Source organism: Peterkaempfera griseoplana, assembly GCF_001418575.1.
GTDB lineage: Bacteria > Actinomycetota > Actinomycetes > Streptomycetales > Streptomycetaceae > Peterkaempfera > Peterkaempfera griseoplana.
Genome location: NZ_LIQR01000334.1, coordinates 1 through 4,490, shown reverse-complemented (window position 1 = coordinate 4,490; position 4,490 = coordinate 1). Strand labels below are relative to the sequence as shown.

The following is a 4,490-nucleotide window of genomic DNA, read 5'->3' as shown; positions in this document are numbered from 1 at the left end:
CGGTGGCGAGGGCCGCGACGAGTGCGGCGGCCAGAGTCAGGGAGGGGGTCAGGCGGCGGTTCAGGACACGCATGCGTACCTCCTGGGACGACGTCCCGACCGTTCTTTCACAGGCGTCCCGGGTGCACAACAGCGCCTCGTGGGTGTACGTGACCACCTTCACACGTAAAAAGTCGCCTTGGGCAACCATGCGAGTTATGGTTGCTTTAGGCAACTAGAAGAGGACGGTGATGGCCTGTGATCTCCGAGGACAGCTGCGGCGAACTGCTTCTGCAGCTCAGCGGCATCGACTCGGTGATCAGGACCGTCAAGCGCGAACTCGGCCCCGGAAGCCCCCGCGGCGGCTTCGCCCTGCTGGCGGCCCTGCACCGCTGCGGCGAGCTGCGGGTGGGCGACCTGGCCGAGCTCTTCGAGATCGACATGTCGGTGGCCAGCCGCCATCTCGCCGACCTGGAGAGCCGGGGCTGGGCGGAACGCAGGCCCAACCCCCACGACCGCCGTTCCTGGTACGCCCGGCTGACCCCGGAGGGCGAACGCGCCGCCCAGGAGCGCTTCAGCCAGGCACGCACCCTGCTCGCCAGGGCACTGGCCGACTGGCCCGACGAGGACGCCGCAGCGCTGACCGCCCTGCTGGCCCGACTGCGCACGAGCTTCGACACCAGGCGCGTACGCACACCCGACCCCTCCCGCACCACCACGCCGGGAGCGAAAGGACTTTGATGGAAACCGCAGCACCCGCCGGGGTGCGGGACGCCGCCCCCGGCAAGGAGGCGGCGGCCGCGCCCATGTCGCACCGGCAGATCATGGAGGCACTCTCCGGTCTGCTGCTGGGCATGTTCGTCGCGATCCTGTCGTCGACCGTCGTCTCCAACGCGCTGCCGACGATCACGGCCGACCTGGGCGCCAGCCAGACCGCCTACACCTGGATCATCACCTCGACCCTGCTGGCGACCACGGTCTCCACCCCCATCTGGGGCAAGCTGGCCGACCTGACCAGCAAGAAGGTGCTGGTCCAGCTGGGCCTGGTGGTCTATGTGGTCGGCTCCGCGGTGGCCGGTCTGTCCCAGAACTCCGGGATGCTGATCGGCGCCCGGGTCGTCCAGGGCATCGGCGCCGGCGGTCTCACCGCCCTGGCCCAGGTGATCATGGCGGCGATGATCTCGCCGCGTGAGCGCGGCCGCTACTCGGGCTACCTCGGCGCGGTCTTCGCCCTGGCCACCATCGGCGGCCCGCTGATCGGCGGCGTGATCGTCGACACCTCCTGGCTGGGCTGGCGCTGGTGCTTCTACGTCGGTGTGCCGTTCGCCGTGATCGCCCTGATCGTGCTGCAAAAGACCCTGCACCTGCCGACCCACCGGCGGAAGGTCAAGGTCGACTGGGCCGGGGCCGCGCTGATCACCGCCTCGGTGTCGCTGCTGCTGGTCTGGGTCTCCTTCGCCGGCTCCAAGTACGACTGGCTGTCCTGGCAGACCGGCGCCATGGTGGGCGGCGCCGTGGTGCTGGCCCTGATCGTGCTGCTGGTGGAGTCCAGGGCCGCCGAGCCGATCATCCCGCTGCACCTCTTCCGCAACAGCACCATGAGCCTGGCCGTGGTGGCCAGCCTGATGGTCGGTGTGGCCATGTTCGGCGCCACCACCTTCCTCAGCCAGTACTTCCAGCTGGCCCGCGGCGACTCGCCCACCAGGGCCGGCCTGATGACCCTGCCGATGATCGCGGGCCTGGCGCTCGCCTCCACCATCGCCGGCCGGATCATCACCCGCACCGGCCGCTGGAAGGTCTTCCTGGTCTCGGGCGCCATCCTGCTCACTGCCGGCTACGGCCTGCTCGGCACCCTGCGCCATGACACCGTCTACGGCTACGCCGCGCTCTTCATGTTCCTGATCGGTGTGGGCCTGGGCACCACCATGCAGAACCTGGTGCTCGCGGTGCAGAACCAGGTGCGCCCCCAGGAGCTCGGCGCGGCCAGCTCGGTGGTCTCCTTCTTCCGCACCCTGGGCGGCGCCGTGGGCGTCTCCGCACTGGGCGCGGTCCTCGCCCGGCAGGTCGCCGACTACACCGCCAGCGGCCTGGCGAAGCTCGGCGTCCACAGCAGCGCCGGCGACGGCGCCATCCCCGACCTCTCCGCGCTGCCCGCCCCGGTGCGCACCGTGGTGGAGGACGCCTTCGGCCACGGCATCGGCGACGTCTTCCTGTACGCCGCGCCGGCCGCACTGGTGGCCCTGCTGGCCATCCTGTTCATCAGGGAGGTGCCGCTGCGCACCCAGAACACCGAGCAGCAGCGCAGCGGGGCCCCCGCCGCGGCCCCGGCCGAGCCGGAGCACGGGCGCCACGCCCAGCGCGAGGAGCAGCCCACCGCGGTGGCCCTGGCCGCCGACGGGCTGCTCGGCGGCCAGGAGGCGGACACCGTGCCGCCGGGTGGCGGCCTGATCCGCGGGTCGGTCCGCCGGGCGGACGGCAGCCCGGTGGGTTCGGCCATGCTCACCCTGATCGACGTACGGGGCCACCAGCTGGCCCGGGCCACCGCGCAGCCCGACGGCGGCTATGCGCTGGCCACCCCCGGCAGCGGCACCTTTGTGCTGATCGCCTCCGCCGGTGACCACGAACCGCACGCCGCGACGCTGGTGGTGGGCGACCTGCCGGTCGACTTCGACCTGGTGCTGGCCGGGGCCGGCGGCCTGGCCGGGACCGTACGCGGTACGGACGGCACGCCCGTCGGGGACGCCATGGTCGTGGTCGCGGACGTACGGGGCGAGGTGGTCGCCTCGGGGCGGACCGACGCCACCGGCGGCTTCGCCTTCGGCGAGGTGACCGCGGGCGCGTACACCCTCGCGGTGAGCGCCGCCGCCCACCGCCCGGCCGCCGTGCCGGTGGAGGTGGCGGGCAGCGGACAGACCGTGCAGGACGTGGTGCTGCAGCCCGGCGCCCGGGTGGCCGGCACCGTGCGGGTGCGCGGCGGCGGCCCGGTCGCGGACGCCCGGGTGACCCTGCTGGACGCCGCCGGGAACGTGGTGGCCGTCCAGACGACCCTCGACGACGGCCAGTACGCCTTCACCGACCTCACCGGTGGCCGCTACACCGTGCTCGCCGCGGGCTACCCCCCGGTGGCCGACGGGCTGACCCTGGCGGACGCCGGAGCCGACGCCCATGACCTCTGGCTCGGTCACCCCGAGGACTGACGGACCGGAGTGTCCGGACCGAGGGGCAACCGGTCCGGCCGTCCCGCCCCCCGAGGGCGGGCCGCTGAGGCCGTCCGGTACCGAAGGGCATTCGGTACCGGACGGCCCCGAGCCTGGTGCGCGGGCGAACCGCGCCCGACGGAAGAAGGAGCTCATGCAGATCGGCGCCCCCGAGGCAGCCACAGCTGCCGGCAGCGGGCCGCAGGGCCTGCACGTCCGGCTGGTGACCAGGGACGGCTGGGCCGTACCGCACGCGGTGGCCACCGTGACCGACGCCGGCGGACACCAGGTCGCCCGGGCCGAGGCGGACGGCGCAGGCACCGCCGTCACCGGCCCGCTGGCGCCCGGCGCGTACACCGTGGTGGTGACCGCGGCCGGCTATCTGCCGGCCGCCCGGACCGCGATCGCCACCGGTTCGGGGGCCGCCGAGCTCGGCACCCTGGTGCTGGCCCGGCAGGGCGGCGCGGAACTGCCGCCGCCCGGTGTCTGGACCGTCGACCCGGCGCACTCCGCGGTCTCGGCGACCGCCCAGCACCTGGGCATGTCCAGCGTGCACGGGAGGTTCACGGAGTTCGCCGCCCGGATCGTGGTCGCCCCGCGGACCGAGGACTCCTCGGTGGTCGCGGAGATCAAGGCCGCCTCGGTGGACACCGGCAACCCGGTGCGCGACGACCATCTGCGCTCCGCCGACTTCCTGGACGCCGAGCGCAACCCGGTGATCGCGTACCGCGGCAGCGGGCTCACCCCTGCCGGGCCCGACCGCTGGACCGTGCACGGGCAGCTGACCCTGGCGGGTGTCACCCGGCAGGTGGATCTGGCGCTGGCCTTCCTGGGCACCTCCCCCGACCCGTGGGGCGGGATGCGGGCGGCCTTCCGGGCCACCGCGGAGCTGCGCCGGGAGGACTTCGCCATGAACTGGAACCAGATGGTGCAGGCGGGCATCGCGGCGATCGGCGCGACGCTGCGGGTGGAGCTGGACGTCCAGGCGGTCCAGGGCGAGGTGCTGCCGCAGGGTTAGCCGGCGAACGCCGGGGGGATCTACCGTTCGGTAATCCTTTACTGGTCCGTAACCTACCGACCAGTTACTGACAAACAGTCTTATAAGCTACTCTCCAGTCGCCGCATCCGGTCGGACGTGCGCCCACCCAGCGCACGCGGATCGGCAGACTGGAGCCCCGCATGAGCACTCCGCTCGCACGCCGCGCCACAGCCACCGCCCTCGCCGCCGCCCTGCTCGCCGCCGGCCCGCTCGCCCTCGCCGCCCCCGCCTCGGCGGCGAGCAGGGCGGCGGCGAGGGCGGTGGCTGTGGCGCGG

At 73.3% G+C, this 4,490-nt stretch carries 4 protein-coding genes; 3 read left to right on the top strand and 1 reads right to left on the bottom strand.

What is annotated here, in order from left to right; all coding sequences use genetic code 11:
* A partial coding sequence (locus AOK09_RS41380) for a hypothetical protein (protein WP_217698475.1) occupies positions 1-190 on the bottom strand: 190 nt, incomplete at its 3' end.
* Between the two features lie 47 nt (positions 191-237).
* On the opposite strand from AOK09_RS41380, the gene AOK09_RS24215 reads away from it, so the two are divergent.
* The 3 genes from AOK09_RS24215 to AOK09_RS24205 all read left to right on the top strand — a co-directional run bounded on the left by AOK09_RS24215 (position 238) and on the right by AOK09_RS24205 (position 4,194).
* The gene (locus AOK09_RS24215; protein ID WP_055589355.1) at positions 238-720 is read left to right on the top strand and encodes a MarR family winged helix-turn-helix transcriptional regulator; all 483 of its coding nucleotides are present in this window, start codon (positions 238-240) and stop codon (positions 718-720) included.
* The gene (locus tag AOK09_RS24210; RefSeq protein ID WP_079063382.1) at positions 720-3,176 is read left to right on the top strand and encodes an MFS transporter; all 2,457 of its coding nucleotides are present in this window, start codon (positions 720-722) and stop codon (positions 3,174-3,176) included. Before AOK09_RS24215 ends, AOK09_RS24210 begins: the two co-directional genes overlap by 1 nt.
* Before the next feature lie 154 nt (positions 3,177-3,330).
* Complete coding sequence (locus tag AOK09_RS24205; RefSeq protein ID WP_055589354.1) at positions 3,331-4,194, top strand: YceI family protein; 864 nt, start codon at positions 3,331-3,333, stop codon at positions 4,192-4,194.
* The last annotated feature ends 296 nt before the right edge of the window (positions 4,195-4,490 follow it).

Excerpts from the sequence above, each read along its gene's own strand:
- AOK09_RS24210 (WP_079063382.1), top strand. The coding sequence starts at position 720 with ATGGAAACCGCAGCACCCGCCGGGGTGCGGGACGCCGCCCCCGGCAAG.
- AOK09_RS24205 (WP_055589354.1), top strand. The coding sequence starts at position 3,331 with ATGCAGATCGGCGCCCCCGAGGCAGCCACAGCTGCCGGCAGCGGGCCG.